A 21,887-nucleotide genomic window follows, 5' to 3' on the forward strand; every position below is an offset into this window, starting at 1 on the left:
GAGAGAAGGTCAATATGTCAGCAGAAGTAGTTCTCGGTCTCGACGCGGTGCTCACCATCGACGGTGCCGAAATCAAGAACGTCAAAGACTTGACGGTCAACCTCGAAAAAGCTGAAGCGGATGCGAGCACTCGTGACAACAACGGTTGGCGAGCCACCGTGGGCACACTCAAGGATGCCTCGATCGAGTTCACGGTCCTCAACAAAAATGGCGACACCTCGTTCTCGATGCTTCAGACGCTCTGGAGCAGTGGCACGCCCTGCGACGTCGACATCAGTGACGCCGGCGGTTCACTGACACTGACCTGCGAAGTCATGACCTTCAACGTTAACCAAAATCTCGAAGAGGTTGTTTCTGCCGACGTGACGCTTAAGCCAACCCAGTCCTCGACTGGTAACGGTATCAACGTCCCTGTCGGTAGCGGAACATAAACGCAGGCGTTAATTCGTCTCGCTTTCTCGCTACAAGCTGCTCACCACTTCTAGCTTCCTATGCAAAAATTCATTGATCGACGTGGCCGCGTTTGGATCGTCGATATCGACAACACCACGCTTCGCCGTGTGAAAGCACTTACCGACGTTCGCTTGCTTGATGTCATTGATGGCGATCTGATCACGCAGTTGTCCAGCGACCCGCTGTTGTTAGGCGACGTCCTATTCGCAATCTGCAAACCGCAAGCGGACCAACAGGACGTGGACGACGAAGCGTTCGCTGAGGGACTGGCCGGCGACGCAATCGACGAAGCCTGTAAGGCGGTTGTCGATGCTTTGGTCGCGTACTTCCCGGAGTCCCGCCGCCGTCTTCTTCGGAAGGCGGCCGACAAACAACGGTTGATCGAAACTCGGGGATTGGAAGCGATCGAACGCCGGCTGGACGATCCGAAGCTGGTGGACACGCTTCTCAACGACCTCGAGCGGAAACTCGGGGTGCCGACGTTGAACGCATCGTCGTCGAACTCGCTGGCATCGTCGGAGTCGACCCCGGACCACTCACCCTCCGCCAGCTGATGCAGATGGCCGACGCTCGGCGCCGGCATGACTGGAACATCGCGTCGAGTGTTATGGCACTGACCGCCGAAATCAACCGCGATCGCCGCCGTCGTCGCAAACCGTTCAAGCCCGACGATTTCAACCCCTACACGGCGACCAAGCCCGTTCCGGCGCGAGCTACCGTTCGCCAGGTCGCCAGTCTCTTGGGGGCAGCGTTTCACCCGTCCGTCGCCTCTCTTGGACCTTCTGATTCATGTCCCAAGTCCGAGCCGGAGCCGCCTACGTCGAACTGCTGACCAAGGATGCAGCGTTCGTCAAAGGTCTGCGATCAGCTCAGAAGCGACTACAGTCGTTCGGCCAATCGACGCGATTGCTCGGGACCAAGTTGATGGGGCTTGGCACCGCCGCCGCAGCCCCTCTAGCCGGCAGCGTCGCCATCTTTTCAAACTTCGACGACGCCATGCGAGGTGTCGCCGCCATTACTCAGGCGACTGAAACGCAGCTTGAGTCGCTTCGCAATACGGCCAAGAAACTGGGAGCCACAACCAGCTACTCCGCTAGCGAAGTCGCCTCGCTGATGACCGAACTCGGACGCGCCGGTTTCAAGCCCGAACAGATCGAGCGGATGACCGCCGCCGTGATGAACATGGCCCGAGCAACCGGTACCGACGCAACCCAAGCGTCCGGCATTATGGCGGCAACGATCCGCCAATTCAGCATGGAAGCCGGTGATGCCACTCGCGTTGCCGACGGACTGACTGCAGCGGCCAACAAGTCGTTCAATACAGTGGAATCGCTCGGCGAAGCATTGTCGTACGCCGGCCCCGTCGCCGCCGATGCCAACATGAGTCTTGAAGAGACGCTGGCAATTCTTGGCACGCTCGGCAACATGGGCATTCAGGGTTCGTCGGCCGGTAATGCGATGCGTCGGTTGCTCACCATCAGTGCAGCTGAATCCGAGAAGTTTCAAGCGGTCTTCGGCGTGGCAACCAAAGACGCTCGGGGTAACGCACGGTCGCTGGTCGACATCCTCGGCGAAGTTGCCGCTGCCACGGAGAACATGGGAACGGCCGAAAAAGCGGAAAAACTCAACGAAGTCTTCGGACTGCTGGGAATCACCGCTGCCAGTTCAATCGGCAAATCTGTAGCTGATACCCGAAAGCTTTACCAGGAACTTCAAAATGCCGGCGGGATCGCTGCCAAAACATCCGAGGAGATGGAAGGCGGACTCGGTGGAGCATTCCGCATTCTAAAATCCTCGATCGAAGGCGTCGCCATCGCGATCGGCGAATCGCTCGAGGGCAGCGTCACCAGCATGGTCAAAGCGTTCAGCCGAGCGGGATCCGGCGTCATCGAGTGGATCAACAAGAACCAGAAGATCGTTAAGATTGCTGCCGCAAGTGCTGTGGCGATCTTCACGATCGGTGCTGCACTATTCGCCCTCGGTTCGTTTGCTGCTGCTGCCTCATTCGCCGTCGGCGGACTCGCCACGATCTTTTCTTTTATCGGGGGCGCCATTGGCGTCATCGTCTCAGCCGTCGGCATGTTATTCACGCCACTGGGCCTAGTTGTTGCCGCGGTCGCAGCCCTCGGTGCCTACTTTCTCTATTCGACCGGCATCGCTGGCCAAGCGATCGAGTATCTCGGCAGCGTCTTCGAAGTCCTCAAAGCGGATACGCTTGCCGCCTTCGGTGCAATCGCAAACGCGCTGGCGGCCGGTGACATTACCGCGGCGGCCGATGTGCTTTGGTCCTACCTGAAATTGCAGTGGGTAAAAGGCACCACGTTTCTACAAGCCAAATGGGCCGAATTCACTCAATACATTTCCGACGTCTGGGCGGATTCCGCCTACGCCATTGGCGACGTGCTGATCGGTGCGTTGTCGGGACTCGCCAGCGTGTGGAACAGCACGCTAGGATTCATGGCCGACGGTTGGACGATCCTCACGTCTGCCGTGCAGAAAGGCTGGAACAACACTATTGGGTTCCTCAAGAAGGGATTCCTTAAGCTGCACGAACTCGTCGACATCGCCGGCGACGTATCGGTGCAAATTGGTGGCGTGCTCATCAACGCATTGGCCGGAGTTGAGAATGCCTGGGTCGAAACCGTTGACTACCTTGCCGACACCTGGACGGTGTTTGTGGGCCAAGTGAAGTCGATGTGGAATTCAACCGTTGGCTTTCTCAAGAAGGCATGGATTAAACTCAAAGCACTATTCGACGATGACATCAATGTCGACGTCGAAATGGCCAAGATTGATGCTGACACGCGTGCGGCCGATGCCGCCGAAGATCAACAGCGCCAGCAAGCGATTATCCAGCGGCAACAACGTCGAGCAAAACGCAAGCATCAAATCGAAGCGAACCGTGTCGAGATGCAGAAAGGCATCGCCGACCAGCTCGCTGCACGTAGGAAAGCTCGCGAAGGTCAGGACATCGACGCCGCCATCCGGGCGATCGACGCAGAGACCGATGCAAAGAACGCTGTTGTCGACCAATCCAAGGAGCAACAGTTTCGCAGCAACGACGCTGCGCAGACAAAGCGTCAACAGATCATCGACGACGCGACCACGGGCGTGCAAAGTACGCTCGACCAGATGCGAGCCGATGCGAAAGCGGCACGAGAAGCAGGGCGTCCCACTGCGGATGATCGCAGTAAGAATCGCGAAGATCAAATCAAAACCGCACAGGCTGAATTCGATGCCGCGGTGGATCGGGCCAACAGTGCAACGGCGCCGTCGGATGCTGAATCTAAGTCAGATGAAGGGGTCCCTCCGCAACCACTGGCAGTTCCGGCGAAGATGCCCGAACCTGGCGCAGTCGATATTCCCAAAGTCGATTTGCCCGGCATCGATGATCCTGAGCTTCAGCCTCCGAAACCCAAAGACTTAAAACTCGGTCTCGATCCTGATGCCAAGGATTCGCTGGATCGTTTTTCGTCAGGTCCAGAGTCTGATCCAGCACAGACCGCTGCCGCCGGTGATTTTGAGACGCTCGGGCTGGGGCTCGGAAGCGGCGCCGGGAAACTTGAGCAGCTCCGGTTAGAACCAGTCGAGGACGCTGGCGAAGTGATCGTCGCTCCTAAATTGGAGATTCCTGAGAAGGCCGATGCCGCGGTCCCCGTGAACGTCCCCGAGCCGGTTGATCCCGAAATACCTGAGTTGGCAATCGAACAGCCAATGCTGGATATCGCTGCCGTTAACGAAGCTCTTGCTTTGGTGCGTCAGTCGCTAAGCGAATTCGACGCAGCGATATCGGGCACAACCTCCGCCTTGCGATTGCCCGCCTCTTCAGGCGACGGCATCACCGACGACATGAAGCGAGCAATCATCGCGACCGCTGAAAACACGCGGCGACTCGTTGAACGCTCCCAGTCGGGAGGCTTGGTGTTCAGCTGATGAGTTTCAATTCGGGAGGTTACCAATTTGATACCGCGGCTCTTTCCGAGAAAGCGTCGCGAGGCAAGTCACACTCGGACTTTGCCGCCTACGTTGCCACCAACGACGGCGACGTCGACCCAACTGCCGCAGCCGATGCCGCCTTTTCCTATTACGACGCCAACCACCATGACCTAGTTCCGCATCTGCAGATCGATGCCGAATACATCAATGCGCGGCACGCCCTGGTCAGTATCACGCTGAATCAAACGAAGCTGGATCCTGTTTCGTTCAGCACCACCGGTGCGACGACCCACCTAAATCAATCTCTGCAAACGCGAGGCATCTACGCAGCGCCGGGTGCCATTGCTCCGATCTACCACGGAGCGATCGGCGTCAGCGATTCAGGCGTTGCCGGCGTCGACATCACTGTACCGGCATTCGAGTTTTCGGTACGCAAGAAGTTCGAGTACGTCTCGACGGCGTATCTACTGGCGATGGTCTCGATGACCGGGCGAACCAACTCGTCGCCCTGGTCAATTTTCGCTGCCGGCGAAGCATTGTTCCTTGGTGGCGAAGGAGGCGAGGACGAGAACAACTGGGTTGATGTCACCTATCATTTCGCCGCTCGGCCGAACGAGTCAAACCTGACCATCGGAAACATCAGCGGTGTTGAAAAATACGGGTGGGATTACTTGTGGGTTAAACACGGTGAGAAGGTCGTGGGTGATCGGGTGCTGCAGGTTCCCGAGGCCGCCTACGTCGAACAGGTTTATCGCGGTGGTAATTTCGGCGTGCTGGGGATTTCGTAAACGATGGCACGACGCGTCCGTCCCGGCGATCCATTCCATATCACCGCCGCTGAATACAACCGGTTGCTCGCCGCGGCGGATGCGGCTCATCGCAACCGCCTGCCTGGTGGCGGTGGTCCCCGCACACATGTGCGAAACGCGGCGACTGTCCGCGTCCATAACACGTCGGCAGCGACCATTCCGATTGGCGGTATCGTCGGCTTTCAGTCGCCACTGACCGATCCAACGGTGGGGCCGACCGAACTCGCACGCTTCGTTCGCGACGCGACGATCCAGTGCGTTGTCCCCAACGAACAGGAGCACACCGGTCGCGTTGGGGTTGCCATCGAACCGATTGCGGAAGACAAGGTCGGCCGCGTCGTGTTCGATGGCGTTGTGGCCGCGCGAGTCAACGTCGCCAAGACTTGGCACAAGTTTGCGGACATGGGTGAGACGGGGGGCGATACGCTTCAGTCCAAGCCGGATGGATCGGCCCAAATCCTCTGGCGAAACGATCCCAGCCAACTTGGCGAGCAATGGGCGGTGGTTCGCGTTGGCCGGTCTGCGGCTCCGGTTTACTTCATCGAAGTTCCCGCCGGTGGCATCGCGGAACGCCGAGGTATGCGCACGGGCAGTGCCGATTGCGACCTCTACCAACTCGACGAAGCAGGCGACGTTGAGCCCGTCGCTGATCCGGACGGTAACACGGTCCGGATCACCGCTCGCAACCATTCAGCACAGCGAATCCGTGGACCAATCGCCGACTCGCCCAAACAATACCTGCAAGTAAGCTTCGATGGGCAGCGTTCATGGGTGATCGACCCGCCGAAACAATCGCTTCTTTGTAAGCCTACAAAACGCCTGAAAGCAAAATCCTGGGGTGTTGCCCGAGAGCTGCGATTCGATGGAACTCGCTGGAAACCCCTTGGTCCGCGTGTGTCGGTCTACAATGTCTGTGACTACGCATTGCTGGCGAGCCAGCAGATTATCTGTCACTTCCATGAAGACACCAACAGCTACCTGACGATCGGATGCCGCTGTTGCGACGGCAGCAGTTCGTCCAGTTCGTCATCGTCGAGCAACTCTTCGTCGAGCGGATCGTCATCGTCTAGCTCATCGGAATCGCATTCATCGAGTGGCTCGTCTAGCAGCAGTAGCTCGTCATCCTCATCGTCGAGCAGTGGGTCTAGCAGCAGTTCGTCAGAGAGTTCGAGCATCAGCGGATCGAGCTCATCAAGTACGTCGTCGAGTCCCAGCAGTTCGTCGTCTCTTTCTAGCAACACATCATCAAGTTCAGATTCCATCTCATCGAGCGGCAGCCCCTCACTAAGTAGCGTTTCGTCCTCATCATCACCCTCGGTGTCGGACAGCAGCTCGTCATCCGGCAAATCCGCATCTTTTGGCAGCTCGGAGATTTCGGTCTCATCATCTGGGTCGTCATCGAGCCACTCGCAATCATCGAGCAGCGACAGTAGTCACTCCAGCGATTCCGGCAGCACTCCGTCGGTCAGTAGTTCGACGTCGACATCGGCAAGTGAATCGTCCGTCGGCGAATCGTCGGCGAGTGAGTCGGCAACGAGTGAGTCGAGCGGTTCCGTCTCAAGCGTTTCGCACAGCGAATCGAAGAGCGACTCGGACTCTCGCTCCGAAAGCTCGCCATCGCACAGTTGGGATGCATCGGCAAGCAGCCTCAGTGGATCAGATACGAGCGACTCAGAATCGCATTCCGAGTCCGCTTCTGTGTCACGATCAACCAGCAGATCGGAAAGCGATTCCGAAAGTGAACCAAGCGTCGATGAGAGCTCTGGATCACGGCACGTTTCCATCAGCGAATCACGATCGTTTCCCGGCAGTACTTCCGGTTCCGACAGTAATGCGTCCACCAGCGTGCCGGCATCATCCAGCGGCTCTGCCTCGGAATCCACTTCACGATCGACAAGCGATTCAGAATCCGACGGTTCCGACAGCGATCGCCCTAGCCAAAGTCATTCCATCGAGGAACCTTCCCATGACAGCAGCGGCAGTAGCGAACCGTGTTACAGCACTTGGGTCTGGTCCTGCGGATGGGAATTGCTCGAAAGCGATTGTGACGACCCCGGCGAACCACCCTCAAGCACAGGAAGTTACGACGGCCAAGTGACGGAGATGACCGCATGATTCATTGTCCCCACCTATCCGACGACAATGTGTGCTCGATTGCCACCAGCCTGGCCGAATGCCAAGTCAAGACTTCGCCAGCGGCTTGCAGCGCGTGCCAGAACGAAAGCAATCCACGGGCGATTAACGTGGTCACGATCGGCATGGCGTTGGTCAATCGCAAACGCCGTCGCAAAAACATCTCGCAATTGCAAACAATGCTCGGCAGCTATCTGCCGGAGGGCGATGTCTCGCCTGCAACACTGAAGATCACCCATTACCGGCCCGGTCCGGGAAACGAACTAAAAAACATGCTTGCATGGTTCGCGAAGCCAAGCGAAACGTGCAACTGCGAAACGCGAGTCGAAACGATGAACGACTGGGGCGCCGAAGGCTGCCTGCGAAACATCGACACGATCGCCGACTGGTTACTCGAAGAAGCTCAATTGAGAGGAATGCCCCATGGAAGGTTCACTCGCGTCATCGCCAAGTCACTCGTTCAAACTGCCGTCCGAAAGTTCCTACGCAAATTCCCCGACGGAGCACCCGAGCCGAATGACAACGAGGATCGCGATTGATCGGCCGATCGTCGAGCGAAGCTTTCTGATGAACCTCGATCGGCGCGAGGATCGGCTCAAAGAGTGGATGAAGCAACTGCCCGATCCCTGGCCGTTTCCACATCCTGAACGTTTTACGGCGATCGACGGCCGCCGTGTCGCGACGCCGCCCCAGTGGCGCGCCGGGAATGGAGCTTGGGGTTGTTACCGTTCGCACGCTTTGATCCTTGAAAAATGCCTGATCGAGCGAATTGACTCGTACGTAGTTTTTGAAGACGACGCCGGATTCTGCGAAGACTTCGCCGATCAACTCAAAGCCTACGTCACTGAGTTGCCTGCCGATTGGGGACTTGCGTATCTCGGTGGCCAACATCTTTATGCCGGCAAGCACCCGCCGCACAAAATCAGCGAGCATGTCTACCGGCCGTACAACGTCAATCGAACTCATGCGTTTATGGTTCGTGGTCGTGAAAACATGAAAGCTTTGTACCGACACCTCCACTGGAGCGATTGGCACTCGAAACATCACATTGATCACCATCTTGGGCGATTGACCCAGCGCCGCTACCAATCACTTGTGCAAGGCAAGAACGTCGACAAAGAGTCGATTGCGGTCTACGCCCCCGACCGCTGGCTCGTCGGGCAACTACCGACCAAGTCCAATATCTGCGGTCGCAAGTGGGAACAGACACGCTTCTTCAACGACGCCCGCAACGCCGACCATTCGGACGCCCCGTTCTTCGCGGTGCTCGGTCCCCATCGCTCGGGGACATCCTGCGTTGCCATGGTTATGCATCACCTTGGCGTTCATATGGGCAACCAGCTCGGCGGTTATGAAGCGACCGGCGGTGGCGAAGCCGTCGGATTAGCCCAGCTTTGTGAAAAGGCAATGCGATTTCCCGCCATCGATCCCACGATGTCAGATGAGCAGCTCACGCAACAGCTGAAGTCATGGATCGTCACCCGCAAAGCGGAAGCGAATCGCGATAAGACTGTGGCCGGCGGTAAATACCCGCACCTGTGCCGGTTTGTCGAGCATCTTCATGCTGGCCTCGGGGGTTCACTGAAGGTCATCAGCGTCGAGCGTGACATCGAAGCGTCTATTCGAAGCCTGCAAAACCGCTCAGAGAAACATCGAGGCCAATGGTTTGCTGCCAGTGATGAACAGTGCGAGCGTCTGCAGCGCAGCCTGATGCAGCACCGCGATGCATTCCTGGAAAACCATCCCGAGATTGACGTCTTCCGCATCGAGTTCGCCGAGTTGACCACACATCCCGAAGAGGTCATTCGCAATTTGATCGAGTTCCTTGGCATCCAACCAACCGACGATGAGATCGCCTCGGCCATCGACCACGTCAATCCTGAACTGCGGAAGTTCGGCTGAGCTCCAAGGCGTTGCCCAACAATTTGAGAAACCAAAACGCGTGATCACTTGCTCTGTATTCCTACATCACGACGATGATCCGGTGACCCGCGATCACTTTGCGAGACTCCAGCGTTTCTCGTCCGGTCCGACCGTCGCCGTCTCCTCCGCAACGCCTCTTGCGACCGGGGAGTCCATCGCTGACTTCTCGCATTCGCTTTGGCGTGCCCAAATCGAACAACGTCCGAAACTCAGAGCGAAATCAACGGACCTGCTACTGATCGATTGGTTTCGCAATCGTCGCGTATCCGCAGATCGATACTTCATTGTCGAGTGGGATACCCTGGTCAACCAGTCTATCGACAATCTGCTGTCACCCGTGACACCGTTTCCACTCGCGGCGCCGTCCATCCGTTTGGCCCATCGAGAGCCAGAGTGGTTTCGCCGTCAGCGACAGCACATCCCGGCTGACTTGCGACCACTAGCAACGGGCATGGTTCCCTTTTCTTGCATCATGGTATCGCATGCGGCGCTCAATCAGATTGCGATGCTCTATACCGAGGATCTGCAAGGGCTTGGCGAGGTAACCGGCGAATTACGGTATGCAACGCTAGCGGCCCGCTGTGGGATAACACCCGTCAGCATTCCGAATTTACACCGTGTCACCTGGATGCCGTTTCAACCGACTGGGTTAGGAGCGACGATCTATCATCCCATCAAACATTCGTACGTTGACCCTCAGCCGTGGATGGAAGCCGATGAAATAGCGGCTTTGGAATCACTTCTTGAGCCGCATTTTCACGTTCTAGAGTATGGCTGCGGACACTCAACGTTTTGGTTGGCCGATCGCGTGTCCAAAGTAACGACCGTCGAGCACAACGCCAAATGGCTCGCTCGCGTCACACCGTTTCCGCCCAACGTGGAGGTCCTCTTCGCACCGCCAGCCTGGCCATGCCCAAAGTTCGGTCCGGCCGAACCAGGACAATTCGAAGAGTACATCCACGCCGCAACTGATCGGACGCCCGACCTCGTGCTGGTCGATGGACGCGCCAGAGTCCCCGCCTGTCGCCACTGGGCATCCAGAGCGCCGACCATTCTTCACGACGCGCATCGGTCACGCTACGGCGAACTTCGAAAACAGTTCCTAGCCGGAAGTCTCGCCAGGATCCTACCGGAGGAGTCGCCGAATGAAACTCAGTGAGATCACCTTCTGCATCAAGACGATCCATCGCCCATGGTCCTGTCACCGGCTGGTTGAATCGCTCCATCAGCATATCGAGAGTCCTAACGTCATCGTCGTGGACGACGGACGTCCCGAGGCTAGATTCAGCGGCAAGTACCCTGAAACCGCAAAACGCTGCACCGTGATCAACATGGACAAGCACGACGTCGGTGTGGGTGTCGGTCGCAACGCCGCCGTCGATGCAGTGAAGTCCGAATACTTGTTCTTGCTGGATGACGATCACGTCGTGACGCCGAATCTGAATCTCGACACATTTATCGAACGCTTCGATAACCTTGACGTTGACCTTCTGGGTGTCCGGCAAGGATCCGGCGGTCGGCCGACGATGCTATCGCCGTTGATGAACGGTCAGCGAATTTGGATGCATCGCGGCGAGATCCGGCGAAACGGTCATGTCGCTTGGTGTCACATGTCCTCCAATGCGTTTCTCGCTCGCACCGAAACGATCCGATCCCTTCGGTGGGACGAAGAGCTGAAGACGTACGAGCACTGGGAGTTCTTTTACCGTGCAAAGCTGGCTCAGCTACAGGTGGCAGTCGCCGGCGATTGTTTCATTCGCCACGCCCACGTGACCAGCGACGCTTACCGCCCCCTCCGCGGACGATCAAAATTCCGCTCGATGGGACTTCGTAAGCACGGATTTCATTCGATGCGTTATCCCGGAGGCCAAATTGTCCGTGCGTAATCAAGTTACTTTTTGCATCAAAACGATTCATCGCCCCCAGTGCTGTGCCGCCCTTGTTCGCAGCATTCACCAGCATTGTGCCGAGGATCGCCCAGCGATTCACGTGCTCGATGATGGCAAACCCGAATTGCGATTCTCGGCCAATTGTCCCACTGAAGCGGCAATGGTGGATCGTATCATCGAGACAAAATACGACATTGGACTTTCCGCAGGACGCAACCGCCTTCTCGACGCCGGCGAAACTCCGATCGTGGTCTTCACTGACGACGATCACCTTGTCACCGAGCAAACAAAACTGGTTGACTTGGTCAAAACGCTGAACAGGTATCACGACCTCGACCTGCTCGCGGCTCTATCGAATCAGCAAGAACGCCCAAAGCTCATGCGAGTTGATGGCAAGACACTGCGGATCCCTCGCGGCCACTACCGACAGCGAGGCTCGATTCGTTGGTGCCACTATGTTGGCAACTGTTTCGTCGCCTATCGCGACATCCTGCAAGCGATCCGGTGGGATGAATCGCTCAAGGTCGAAGAGCACTGGGATTTCTTCTGGCGATGCAAGATCGCCGGCGTCTACGTTGCCTGTGATATCGATCATTCGTTTCGCCACGAGCATGTCGATCCGCCAGGGTACATTCGGCAGCGGCCACAGTTCCTCAAAGCAGCGCTTAGGAAACACGGATTAGAGAAAGTGATTTGGCGATGATTGACATACCAGCATTGGAATACCACCTCGCACACGGGTGCAATCTGTCGTGTCAGCAGTGCAGCCACTACAGCAACTTTCGTCTCGCAGGAAAATTGCCGACACCGGCGGATGCTCGCCGCGAGTATTCATCGTGGTCGAATCGCGTTCGACCTCGCCGTTTCGCCCTGCTCGGCGGCGAGCCGCTCTTGAACCCGCAGATCATCGAGCACATTCAGCTTGCCAGACAGCATTGGTCCGATAGCCAACTGATGTTAGTGACGAACGGTTTCTTCTTGCACCGTTTTCCCGAGCTGCCGAAAGTCCTGCTGGAAACGAATTGTCGCCTCGAAGTCAGTCAACACGGAACTCATGATGCCTACGTGCAACGGTTTCGGGAGGTGAAGCATCTCGTCTGGCGATGGCGAGAACAATATCCAGGAATCCAAATCAAGATACGGCAGTCGCATCGCGGCTGGATGCGGCAATACAACATGGAGGATGGCAAGCCGATCCCTTTTTATTCAAAGCCCGCCGCAGCCTTCCGATTATGCATGCAGAAGACCTGCACGCAGCTCTACCGCACAATGCTGTGGAAATGTCCGGCATTAGCCTACTTCAAGCAACTCGAAGCCAAGCTGAATTTGCACCACCTACCGCAGTGGCAGCCGTTCCGTGACTACCAAGCCTGCCCGCCCGACGCGAGCGATGCTGAAGTTCACCGATTCGTACAAAGCAAGGCCATTCCCCAGTGCGGCCTGTGCCCATCGCACCGCACCAAGTTTGTTCATCCAAACCCATTGCAACCGAGTGTCCTGCGATGACACCGCACGAGTCGTTCGAACCTGAAATGCCGCCACCTCCATTCATCCCGCCGTTCGATCGGCCGGGAAGTGAATCACCATTGTGGCCAGCCGATCCCGACCCGCCGGAAGGCTCCAGCACCGACGATGAGACTTCCAGTTCTGGTTCGCGTCCCGGCTGGTGGCCCGAGGATTGGCCATGGCCGCCAGAGCCCGGAGCCCCCGTCTTGATCGAAGCCCCGCCACCAATCCACACCTGGCCGCGACTGCCGCCCGACCATCCGTATCTCGTGCCGCCTGGCTATTCCGCACCGGACAACCTGCTGCCCGGTCACCCCGGCGAGTACTATCCAGGCATGCCGCCGTATCCGGTCGTGCATCCCGTTCCTAGTGACGAGGACTCATCGAAAGATGGCAGCGTGTCTTAATCACTCGCGTGCTGTCGACTGACAGTCGAAAATAATCAAAATCAACAAACTTCCCAAGCCGGCTAACCGCCGGCTTTTTTCGTTTTTGGATACAGCCGACATCCAGCTTGCTGAAACCAACGCGTCTCGATAGCTTCGGAACAACGCGAGGCAAGACCGCCAAGCCACGATCAAAAACCAACACTAAGAAAACATGGGGCGAACAAACCGATGTCCGAACCACTCTTAAGGATTCCGAACCATCACGCCGCGTCATGCGGCGACCCACCAATCGTCAACGGCACCGAAGGTCGCTGCTACATCGGCTATTTTGAGAACGAACATGGCGAGCAATGGATCTTTACTCGCGATCGAAAATCAGGAACAGCCACCCTCCACGGTGGCGATATCGGCTGGAATAAGGCGATCGATATTACGTCCGGATCGACCAACGTGTTGATTTTAAATCATTCAGAACAAGATTGGCTTAGAGCTTGCTTGAAGGCCAGCGGTGCCTTCCTCTAGGCAAATGGTCATTGCATTGAACGAAATAATGCAATTGCGTCAGAATCCATTCGCGATTTTGCATCGATAGCCTCGATCGACTAGATCTCGCACAAACTGTGCGAGATCTGGCCAGTCGTCTATGGCTACCACTCTCTTAAGCGGCGAATTTCAGGCCACTGAGGGCGTAGTCGAGAATCACTTCGAAGACGTCGTCACGTTTTCTTTGGAAGAGTTCTTTGTCGTAGGAATCTGGCAGCGTCTGGTCGAGCACTTCACCGAGGGCATCTTTTACCAGTTGCCGCGTTTGGGACTCTCGGAACCAGTCTTCGATCAAAACTCGTGGATGCTCCTGAAGAAGTCGCTTCAATAGTGCCTTGGCGGCCAGCTTGACTTTCTGCGTTTCAGCTTCGGTCATTTTGTCTTTCTTGATGAGATCGAAGATTTCGAGCTCATCCTCAGACAAGCCCTCACGCACATGTCGTTCATCCTCATCTTTCATCGATTCGGCAAAATTGACCAGCTCTTCGAAGTAGTTGTCGCTCGACGACGATCCAGAGTTGTATCGATCTACGATAGACTGCAAACGCTCGGCAAAGTCTCGACGGGACACGTTCTTGCTCACTAGCTCGTCAAGCTTTTTCTTGATGAAAGCAAGTAGGTCCGCAATCTCAATGTTCTTATGTTCGACTTTCTTGAAGTCATGTCTAAGAGCCTCGAAGTTGGTCTTGCTAAGATCCCAAACCCGACCCTTCTGGATGATCTTCCACTGTTCTTTGGGTTCCTTGACGACTTCACGGGCCGATTCATCAACGACTACGCTTTCGTCGAGCAGCTCCGAAATTTTCTGTTCGACTTCTGAAACGTCCTGTCCGTCCACCAGTGCGTCAACGATGCCTCGCAAGTACTGAAACACCGCGACGCGGCGAACAACGGGCTGCCCTAGGATCTCCGGCTTGCACGCCGAATAAAGCGACGAAACTGTATTCTCGTAAACGTAAAAGGACTTTCGCCATTCTTCGTTTCCGAGCAGCTTGTCGGCGTAGTCACCGAACAGCGACACTGACTTAAAAACCCGGCCAGCATCTCGAGATAGCTCGTCGAGCGGCATCCCACGGTCTTCGCAGAATTTGGTTGCCTCATCGAGTGCCTGATCCAGTAGATCGAAAAGGACGCCTTTCTCCTGGACCGGCATATCCGTACCATCATCGCCCTCGCCGTAGTCGCGAAGTGCCCTCTGCAGATTACGGAAAACGTTGTAGTAATCGATGATCTCGCCATTCGTCTTCGTAGCACCATCGATCTTTTGGCTGGTGACGCGGTTGGCGCGAGCGATAGTCTGCATCAGAGTGTGGTCGCGCATCGGTTTGTCGAGATATAACGTCGATACTGTTGGCGCGTCGAAACCGGTTAGCCACATCGCACAGACGAACACCAACTGCAGCGGATGGTCGGGATCCTTGAAGTTGTACTCAACGTCGTGACCTTCCTTGTCGACCTTTTCCATACGCTCGCGGTGAGGTTTGATATCCAAACCGCGTTTCTGGAACTTCTTTTCCTCGTCGGCCTCGTGGCTTACGACAACGGCCATCTCGACTCGCTTCATCCAGTCGAGTTGTTTCTTTAAGACGGCTTTTTCGGTGGTGTCTGCACGGGCAATCTGTTTCTGGATCGCCTTGCGTTTCTCTTTCCAATGATGCTGGACCTTGTCATACATGGAAACTGCGGTGAACTTGTCCAACGTGATGACCATTGCCTTGCCGAGGTAGCCTCGATTCGGAAAGTGCTCGACGATGTCTTGTGCGATGGTATCAAGCCGATCATCACGGCGAATGACTTCAGTTTCCTTTGCGAATCGATTTTCAAGCTTTTCCTGTTGAAGCTCGTCGATCTCTTCTTCTTCGAAGATTCGGATCAAATCTTCAGTCAAACCTTCATTCTGAATCAGAACTTCTGGAACACGTTTTTGGTGAAATAGCGGAACCGTGGATTCATCATCGATAGCTTGGCGGAAATTGTATTCAGAGACGTAATCGCCGAACCACTGATTTGTCTTGCGATCGCGGCCAAGCAGCGGCGTGCCGGTAAACGCAAGGAACTGAGCATTTTTCAAACCGGCACGCATATTCTGAGCGAGGTCTTCGTATTGCGTTCGGTGCGCTTCATCGACCAAAACAATCACGTCGTCACGATCGGTCAGTAGCGGATACTGTTTTCCCTTGTCGTATCGGAACTTCTGGATCAGAGTGAAGACCATTCGTTTATTCGTCCCGAGAAACTGACGCATTTGATCACTATCTTTCGGCTGACAGCACTCGTTGTCTCGGACCGTTTCGGTGTACAGAAAATTGCGATAGATCTGCTCGTCTAAGTCTCGACGATCGGTCACGACCACGAAGGTGAAATTGCCTGTCGCTTTGCGGAAGATCTTGCGAACGTAGAAGATCATTGAGAATGATTTGCCACTGCCCTGAGTGTGCCAGAAGACGCCCAGCTTGCCGGGCGTTTCTTCGCGACGATTGAACCGATCATAAGCGTTGTTGACCCCGATGAACTGGTGGTTCTGGGCGATGATCTTTTGGCTCTCCTTGTAGAACAATGTGAAATTCTCCACGTAGTCCAGCAGACGTGGCGGAGCGAGTAAGCCGTCGATCACACGTGGCAGGCTTTCGGAGTCCGCTGCGATCTTCTTTCGATCAACCTTCTCTTTCTCGTCATCAACGCGAAGCCATTGGAAAAAGTACTCCCAAGTCGCCGTCATACTGCCGACGCGTGTCTCTACGGCGTTGGACAGAATGCATACAGCGTTGGCGTGAAAGAGCTGCGGGATATCTTCCTTGTAGTCGGTCAGATTCTTGGTGTACGCATCCTGAATATTGACATTGCTGTTCTTCAGTTCAATAAAGACCAGTGGTATGCCGTTGACGAACAACAGAATATCGGGCCGACGAAAACGGCCAGCTGGTCCGATGCCTTGGATCCATAGCTGCGTAACAGCGGTGTAGGTGTTTTGCCCGGGCGCCTCGAAGTCGATGAAACGAACGCGAGTATGTTGCTTTCGTCCGTGGGCATCGTCGTATTCGACGGGTGCACCGTCTCGGATAAGTGCAGTGATCTCGCGGTTCGCTGCCTCCATCGAGATGTTGCCACGCCGAGCCGTCAACTGGCCGATAGCGTCATCGATCGCCGACTCCGGCACATCGTTCAAACGAGTGACAGCCTCGCGAAGCTTGATCGGCAAGAAACAATCACGCTTGTCGTTGCGTCCAGAACCGTCATCAAGACTCTTCGGTTCTTTAGTATAGCAGTTGAGCGTGCTGAACGCGTACGATTTTCCCCAGCGGTCCTCCATGACACGAATAATCTCGCGTTCGATGTCATCTTCGGAGAGGAAGCTAGGCATGGGCTAGCTCCTGTGGCAATGTTTCTAGGCATTCTTCCAATGAAGACATGCTTTCAGGTAGATGAACATCTAAATCGTCCAATGGAAGGCGACCAGAGATTAACCTTCCAATCACAAGTTCACGGCAAGCCTTCAATCTTCGATTTGCGTTATCCAAATGTAAACGCTGCGCCAGCATAGGTTTTACGATGTTATCGTACCGCTCAAGCAGGTTTTCCGTTGGCAACAAAACTGGAGCCCGTTCAAAGTCATCAAAAGCAGTTGCTGGATACGCAGCTCCTTTTGCAACTAGCTCGAGGTATCCAACGAATGAGTCTGTTGTCACTGTTTGGTAAAGAAACGCAACTGGAATGGCAGGCTTATGTCTCAGAACGGCAAATCCCGTGGAAACAATGAGATTGTCCGGTGGCTCAAGAACTATGGCGTGAGCTCGATTACCCGGACGCACTGAAGACCAAATGATGTCGCCATGACGAACCACACGTTTTGCTCGGCCAGGTGCGTCACCAATACTGACCTCTTCAAAGCCATTGATTACGTCAGTTGTAACTGAACCAATATCAACATAACGAATGGTTTCATGTTTTGTCGTCGACCCAAGTGATTCTGGATTCACATCTGCAATCGCCGAAAGTCTTGTGTCCCGCCAGCCTTCAGGAACTCCTTTGACGAATTGTGTGTCCTGGCAACCGGGGAATCGCATTCGGACGAACCATTCGCGATAGACTTCCTCGGCCATGCGCTCGAGGATCGCGATCCGCCGCCGGTTGTTCTCAATCAAGTCGTCATAAGCCGACAAAATTCCCGCAATTTTCCGCTGTGTTTTCAGGGGTGGGCAGAGCACTTTCACCTTCTCGAAAACAGATTTAGGAACGATTGGCGTGTCGATTCCTGAGTTGAAAGCAAAGATAAATGGTGTGTACGAACGAAGCAAATAGTAGACGAAGCGATAATCGTGCTTTTCGTTCACGATGATCGAGTTGATTTGCTGATTGGTGAGCGAAGGGCGCGACGTGATTCCCATCTTTCCAAACCCAAAACTCAGGCTGGTAAACATCACCGAGTTGGCTGGCAAAACTTGATTGGAAAATTTGTCGAGTGCCCGTTCAGTTATCCGCGACTCGGTTGTCGTGATGTAGAGTTCGCCGTCTTCCAGGTCTTTTGGCGAAACGAAGAGTTCGTCACCATCCCAATACTGCGACTCCGCCTTTGGAGGAGTTTTTCCAGTGACAACCCTGCCAAGGTCGCCGATCGCTTTTTCTTCCCAGGTTCTCAATCCGTAGTCCGCCAGCAAAAATGCACACTAAATTAAAAGGCTCTATTCTAGCGGATCTCGGGGCAAGAGACTGCGCCGACAAGGCTAACCTCCCGCGAGCGCAAGATCGGCTTCCTCTTTTGGCTTTAGTTCAAAGGGATCGGCGATACTCTTTCGGCCGAATCGATTCAACATAGCTGCGACGTCGTCGTAGTCCAGATTCTCTGCTTGCACAGTTCGTAGAACTTCTGGCCGCGCGATACTTGGGATTCGCACCGCGAAGAAAGGCCAAAGTTCGGAGGACCGATACTCTTTGTCGATTTCGGGGAATGGAACTAGCGGCTTCACCTTCTTCTGGGCTTTGAATTCCTTAGTGTAGAACATCCGCCAGCCCTGCGCGTCGTGGCAGAGGACAAGCACAGGAAGCTTGCCATAGAGCAGCAAGAAAACTGCGTCCGTGGAACGATCAATCGACTCTTCACCACGACCGGAAGAAACACCGCGAAAGTGGCGCAAGATCTTGTCAAGCATCTGTCGGTTCTCCCTTGAGTACGATTCGAAATTGTTCTGTACGGTATTCAATCAGTCGGCAGATCCAAGTCTGCCGCAATGGCGAAATCAATCTGCTGAATTCTCCTTTTAGCAAATTCTCTACCAAATCTACAGGCTCCGAGTCGATCCCGCTCAGAATGTCCACATCGCAAACCGCGTCTGGGTTTCTCTCCAACAACGAACGCAACAATGCAAAGTGGTTCACCCGGCCTTGACCGGCTGCGCCGATTTTCGAGTACGAATGACGACAGTACTTGCGAAGCTGATCGATTGGCGGTCGGCCTTTCTCTTCAAGTTTAGACAAACCAGACTCGGAGTGGTTCCAAAACAGGGCTCTCGCCGTATCGAATATAGGGCTAAAACGGGGCGTTTGCCTTCCCAAATGGTCGCAGACCACCCCCCAATTGAAGAAGTGGCGATCGTTATTTCCGATTAGGGCGTCGAAGGCTAGCATTCGGTGAAAGCCTGGCAGGATGGTTTCCGCGTCCTCGGGAAGCATGTCCCGTATCGACTCAGCAGCAAAATCATAGTCGAAGTATTCCGGTGACTTATTTTCGTCCTCGACACCTTGGACGAACTCTTTGTCATGATCCTCCAAGTACGACGCAAAAATATCGGCACCGTGCAACAGGTACTGGGTACCGCTCAGGAAGTAGCGACTCATGAAACGCAATTGGCCACGCACATGTGCAAGGCGAGAATCGGCGACTTCGAGACGCAGGCCTTGTCCAATCCGCGTGATGAGATGTTCGGTGATCGATTCATTTGGATACCACTTGTGTCCGACCTTGGCGATATACCGGGGCCACGATTTCCGATTTGCCTTTTTGCATCCCGGCGCACCGTACTCGTAGACGCCGAGAAAATCCTTGGGAGCGTCTCCGGTCATCGACTGATTGATCTTGTGCCAATGCCCCTGTTTCAGATTTGGGCAGCAGGAGTTCGGCGTTATTGCAAACTCGCTGCTGTTAACGATCGGAGGTACGTCGATCAAGGCAGTTCGTCTCCGACCAACTGTTTGACGTTGTGACCGATCACAGCCGCGAGCTTGCCGGCTTCTTCATCTAGCGACTCCAGTTCCGCCTGCATGGCCGCCAAGTCCTCGATGAATTCTTCTTCCGTCTTCCCATCTTCTTCGATGACAACGCCAACGTAGCGTCCCGGGTTGAGCGAGTAGTCTTGCTCCTTGATCTCTTCGAGACCAGCTAACTTACAAAGCCCTGTGACGTCTTCGTATTTTGCTCCGGGAAATCGTTCTTGCAACCAAGCCACATGCCCGAAGTAACTTTCTGCGTCGCGAATCTCATTGTGAAGACGATCAAGACGACGTTTCAGTTCTTTCATGTCGCGATCAAAACTGAAACGCTTGCCTTCTGCCTTGGCCTGCTCTGCCTTGTGTTTTTGGTGAGAACGAACCACGCGGTCCAACTGCTTCAATTGAACGTGCAAGCCTTCAAAGAATGGCGCTAGCGATTCTGCGAGCTTGCGCTGGGACCTATTCTGCGCATCCACATCGGAATCTTCGCCATGTTTTTCTATATACTTGTCGTAGGATTTTCGAAATTTGCTCAGTTGCTTCCATGCTTTACCGAGTCCCGAGACAGCTTCTTTTGCAGCGGCCACGATGTCGGGTGTTCCGTCCAGGACTTCAATCACTTGGTCAGCGATCTTTTCGACGCGTACATCGGTTGCATAGAGCTGTGTGAAGCCACTTGAAAAGTACCGATCAATCAAGTTTACGAAAGCCTCACGATCGCCTTTACGCAGATGTGAGATGATGGCGATGTTCGCAATTTGCTCTTCGGAGAATTCGCGATGAGCACGGTCGATCTGAGTAAAAATGTTTCGTGCATCAATGAATAGAAGCCGCTCGTCATCTTTGGCCTTGTCAAAAAACCAAAGTGTCGCGGGCAAAGTCACGGTGTAGAACATATTCGACGGCAGTGTCATCATGCCGTAAATCAGATTGTTCTCGATGAGACGCTGTCGAATCTCTGCTTCGCTGTGCCGGGCGTCCGATGCACTGTTGGCCATAACCAGTGCAGCGCGGCCTTTCTCGTTGAGCGAAGTGGCAAATAGGTTGATCCACAGGTAATTGGCATTAGGGACCGTCTCTTTCCCTTCGTCGCCTTTCTTGGTCTTCGTTTTCTTTTGTGGAATCCCGTATTCGTTGAATCGTCGATCGTCACGTACTCGGCTAAGGTTTACGTCATCAACATTAAATGGCGGATTGGCGAGTACAAAGTCGAATTTGCCGTAGCTTTCGACAAGGTCGAAGTAATACGTGTTCGTGCTTTTTATCTCTCCGCGGAGTCCGTTTACTGCCAGGTTCATCTTGGCAAGGTTTGCCGTTTCGCTTGTTTTTTCCTGGCCATAGACGTAGATGTCTTCGTGAGATGTCTCGTCCTTTGTCGCCATCCGATGTTCTTGGACAAACTTGACCGACTGAACAAACATGCCGCCACTACCACAGGCTGGGTCAAACACTTTGCCGCCATGTGGTTCGATGATCTCGACCATTACCCGGACGACGCTCTTGGGCGTGAAGAATTCTCCACCACCTTGCCCTTCGGCGAGTGCAAAATTGCCCAGAAAGTATTCGTAGATCTGTCCAAAAATGTCGCCTTCGGCGTCGGCCGGGATGTCAGCAAAGGTTTTGAGCAGTGACTTAAGCAGCGACGAGGAATTGTCGGGCATCAACTCAAAGTACTCGTCCTTTGGCAGGACGTCTTCGAGTTCAGGCTTGTGCTTCTCGATCGCGGTCATCGCGTCCTTAATCTGCCGCGCAATGTTTTCCTTTTCGGGAAGCTCCAGTAGGTATTCGTAGCGTGCCTCGTCTGGTAGATAAAAACCGCATTTCGCGATCGCGATTTCTTCGATGCTTTTCTCGCGGCGAGTACCTTGGAGCTTTTTGAACTCCGCGTTTATCTGGTCCTCACTTCGTCGATAGATGTTGTCCGCAAAACGCAGGAAGATAAGGCCCAGAATCGGTGTGGAGTACTGATTCGATTTTAGTCCCGAGTTCGCGCGCAGATTATCGGCCGCACTCCATAGCTGGCGTTCAAGTTGCTTGAGTTGTTCTCGGTTCATGTAGTGGCGTTTCCAACTGCTAAACTGACGATTTCCCCGCTGTGCAAA

The 21,887-nt window shown here is 54.7% G+C and carries 20 protein-coding genes; 12 read left to right on the forward strand and 8 right to left on the reverse strand.

Annotation, left to right across the window (positions count from 1 at the left end):
- Positions 1-14: 14 nt before the first annotated feature.
- The 4 genes from ABD971_RS03285 to ABD971_RS03300 all read left to right on the forward strand — a co-directional run bounded on the left by ABD971_RS03285 (position 15) and on the right by ABD971_RS03300 (position 5,177).
- Positions 15-431 carry a phage tail tube protein gene (locus ABD971_RS03285; RefSeq protein ID WP_345319368.1) on the forward strand — a complete coding sequence of 139 codons (417 nt, stop codon included), beginning with the start codon at positions 15-17 and terminating at the stop codon, positions 429-431.
- A gap of 60 nt (positions 432-491) precedes the next feature.
- On the forward strand, positions 492-1,007 hold the full coding sequence (locus ABD971_RS03290) for a hypothetical protein (protein WP_345319370.1): 516 nt from the start codon (positions 492-494) through the stop codon (positions 1,005-1,007).
- A gap of 235 nt (positions 1,008-1,242) precedes the next feature.
- Entirely contained in the window at positions 1,243-4,386 is a 3,144-nt protein-coding gene (locus ABD971_RS03295) for a phage tail tape measure protein (RefSeq protein WP_345319372.1), read from the forward strand.
- Positions 4,386-5,177, forward strand: a complete 792-nt coding sequence (locus ABD971_RS03300; RefSeq protein ID WP_345319374.1) for a hypothetical protein — start codon at positions 4,386-4,388, stop codon at positions 5,175-5,177. The genes ABD971_RS03295 and ABD971_RS03300 overlap by 1 nt, the downstream gene beginning before the upstream one ends.
- A gap of 203 nt (positions 5,178-5,380) precedes the next feature.
- Here ABD971_RS03300 and ABD971_RS03305 read toward each other — a convergent pair whose 3' ends face one another.
- The 3 genes from ABD971_RS03305 to ABD971_RS03315 all read right to left on the reverse strand — a co-directional run bounded on the left by ABD971_RS03305 (position 5,381) and on the right by ABD971_RS03315 (position 7,081).
- Positions 5,381-5,602, reverse strand: a complete 222-nt coding sequence (locus tag ABD971_RS03305; protein ID WP_345319375.1) for a hypothetical protein — start codon at positions 5,600-5,602, stop codon at positions 5,381-5,383.
- Positions 5,603-6,172: 570 nt separating this feature from the next.
- On the reverse strand, positions 6,173-6,544 hold the full coding sequence (locus ABD971_RS03310; protein ID WP_345319377.1) for a hypothetical protein: 372 nt from the start codon (positions 6,542-6,544) through the stop codon (positions 6,173-6,175).
- Positions 6,545-6,631: 87 nt separating this feature from the next.
- Positions 6,632-7,081 (reverse strand): hypothetical protein, encoded by a 450-nt coding sequence (locus ABD971_RS03315; protein WP_345319379.1) that lies wholly within the window; start codon positions 7,079-7,081, stop codon positions 6,632-6,634.
- A gap of 228 nt (positions 7,082-7,309) precedes the next feature.
- Between ABD971_RS03315 and ABD971_RS03320 the strand changes: the two genes are divergently transcribed.
- From ABD971_RS03320 to ABD971_RS03355, 8 genes are all read left to right on the forward strand, one after another.
- Positions 7,310-7,870 carry a hypothetical protein gene (locus ABD971_RS03320; protein WP_345319381.1) on the forward strand — a complete coding sequence of 187 codons (561 nt, stop codon included), beginning with the start codon at positions 7,310-7,312 and terminating at the stop codon, positions 7,868-7,870.
- On the forward strand, positions 7,848-9,233 hold the full coding sequence (locus ABD971_RS03325) for a sulfotransferase (RefSeq protein ID WP_345319383.1): 1,386 nt from the start codon (positions 7,848-7,850) through the stop codon (positions 9,231-9,233). Before ABD971_RS03320 ends, ABD971_RS03325 begins: the two co-directional genes overlap by 23 nt.
- Before the next feature lie 40 nt (positions 9,234-9,273).
- A complete protein-coding gene (locus tag ABD971_RS03330) occupies positions 9,274-10,413 on the forward strand; it encodes a hypothetical protein (protein WP_345319385.1) in 1,140 nt (379 codons plus the stop codon).
- Complete coding sequence (locus ABD971_RS03335) at positions 10,400-11,140, forward strand: glycosyltransferase family 2 protein (RefSeq protein ID WP_345319387.1); 741 nt, start codon at positions 10,400-10,402, stop codon at positions 11,138-11,140. The genes ABD971_RS03330 and ABD971_RS03335 overlap by 14 nt, the downstream gene beginning before the upstream one ends.
- Positions 11,133-11,846, forward strand: a complete 714-nt coding sequence (locus ABD971_RS03340; RefSeq protein ID WP_345319389.1) for a glycosyltransferase family 2 protein — start codon at positions 11,133-11,135, stop codon at positions 11,844-11,846. Before ABD971_RS03335 ends, ABD971_RS03340 begins: the two co-directional genes overlap by 8 nt.
- Positions 11,843-12,649, forward strand: a complete 807-nt coding sequence (locus ABD971_RS03345; protein WP_345319391.1) for a radical SAM protein — start codon at positions 11,843-11,845, stop codon at positions 12,647-12,649. Before ABD971_RS03340 ends, ABD971_RS03345 begins: the two co-directional genes overlap by 4 nt.
- On the forward strand, positions 12,646-13,056 hold the full coding sequence (locus ABD971_RS03350) for a hypothetical protein (RefSeq protein WP_345319393.1): 411 nt from the start codon (positions 12,646-12,648) through the stop codon (positions 13,054-13,056). The genes ABD971_RS03345 and ABD971_RS03350 overlap by 4 nt, the downstream gene beginning before the upstream one ends.
- A gap of 210 nt (positions 13,057-13,266) precedes the next feature.
- Positions 13,267-13,560: a hypothetical protein gene (locus ABD971_RS03355; RefSeq protein ID WP_345319395.1), complete on the forward strand. Its 294-nt coding sequence runs from the start codon at positions 13,267-13,269 to the stop codon at positions 13,558-13,560.
- Between the two features lie 136 nt (positions 13,561-13,696).
- Here the strand turns inward: ABD971_RS03355 and ABD971_RS03360 are convergent, their stop codons facing one another.
- The 5 genes from ABD971_RS03360 to ABD971_RS03380 all read right to left on the reverse strand — a co-directional run bounded on the left by ABD971_RS03360 (position 13,697) and on the right by ABD971_RS03380 (position 21,839).
- Entirely contained in the window at positions 13,697-16,942 is a 3,246-nt protein-coding gene (locus ABD971_RS03360; RefSeq protein ID WP_345319397.1) for a type I restriction endonuclease subunit R, read from the reverse strand.
- On the reverse strand, positions 16,935-18,236 hold the full coding sequence (locus ABD971_RS03365) for a restriction endonuclease subunit S (RefSeq protein WP_345319399.1): 1,302 nt from the start codon (positions 18,234-18,236) through the stop codon (positions 16,935-16,937). The genes ABD971_RS03360 and ABD971_RS03365 overlap by 8 nt, the downstream gene beginning before the upstream one ends.
- Positions 18,237-18,302: 66 nt before the next feature.
- Positions 18,303-18,728 carry a hypothetical protein gene (locus ABD971_RS03370; RefSeq protein WP_345319401.1) on the reverse strand — a complete coding sequence of 142 codons (426 nt, stop codon included), beginning with the start codon at positions 18,726-18,728 and terminating at the stop codon, positions 18,303-18,305.
- On the reverse strand, positions 18,721-19,743 hold the full coding sequence (locus tag ABD971_RS03375; RefSeq protein WP_345319403.1) for a HipA domain-containing protein: 1,023 nt from the start codon (positions 19,741-19,743) through the stop codon (positions 18,721-18,723). The genes ABD971_RS03370 and ABD971_RS03375 overlap by 8 nt, the downstream gene beginning before the upstream one ends.
- On the reverse strand, positions 19,740-21,839 hold the full coding sequence (locus ABD971_RS03380; protein ID WP_345319405.1) for a type I restriction-modification system subunit M: 2,100 nt from the start codon (positions 21,837-21,839) through the stop codon (positions 19,740-19,742). Before ABD971_RS03380 ends, ABD971_RS03375 begins: the two co-directional genes overlap by 4 nt.
- Positions 21,840-21,887: the final 48 nt, after the last annotated feature.

The sequence above is a fragment of the Novipirellula rosea genome (assembly GCF_039541335.1).
GTDB classification, from domain to species: Bacteria; Planctomycetota; Planctomycetia; order Pirellulales; family Pirellulaceae; genus Novipirellula; species Novipirellula rosea.